The sequence below is a fragment of the Streptomyces gamaensis genome, from assembly GCF_042656465.1.
Classification (GTDB): Bacteria; Actinomycetota; Actinomycetes; order Streptomycetales; family Streptomycetaceae; genus Streptomyces; species Streptomyces gamaensis.
In genome coordinates, this window is sequence record NZ_JBHSPB010000064.1 from 1 (window position 1) to 721 (window position 721).

1 protein-coding gene is annotated in these 721 nt (G+C 70.7%); it reads right to left on the minus strand.

What is annotated here, in order from left to right; all coding sequences use genetic code 11:
• On the minus strand, positions 1–721 hold a 721-nt coding region (locus tag ACFP1Z_RS33685; RefSeq protein ID WP_390321870.1), incomplete at both ends, for an ABC transporter ATP-binding protein.

The window sequence follows — 721 nt, forward strand, 5'->3', positions numbered from 1 at the left end:
GTCTCCGGGTCGTCGATGACGCGGCACTTCAACTGGAAGACGTCCTCGACGAGTTCGGCCGTCACGATGTCCCCGGGCGCGCCCTCCGCCACGACGCGTCCGTCCCGCATCGCGATCAGGTGCGTCGCGTACCGCGCCGCCTGGTTGAGATCGTGCAGTACGGCCACCAGCGTGCGTCCCTGCTGTTCGTGGAGGTCGGCGCACAGGTCGAGGACGTCGATCTGGTGGGCGATGTCCAGATAGGTCGTCGGTTCGTCGAGCAGCAGGAGCGGCGTCTGCTGGGCGAGGGCCATCGCGATCCACACGCGCTGGCGCTGTCCGCCGGAGAGTTCGTCGACCTGCCGGTCGGCGAGGGCGTCGACGCCGGTCGCGGCCATGGACTCCCGCACCACGCGCTCGTCCTCCTTCGACCACTGCCGCAGCAGTCCCTGGTGCGGGTAGCGGCCGCGGGCGACGAGGTCGGCGACGGTGATGCCGTCCGGGGCCACGGAGGACTGCGGCAGCAGCCCGAGCGTGCGGGCGACCTGCTTCGCGGGACGCGAGGCGATGTCCTGCCCGTCCAGCAGCACCCGGCCGGCAGCCGGCTTCAGCATCCGCGACAGCGCCCGCAACAGGGTCGACTTCCCGCACGCGTTGGGGCCGACGATCACGGTGAAGGAACGGTCGGGTATCGCGACACTCAGCCCTTCGGCGATGGTCCGCTGCTCGTAGGCGAGGGTGA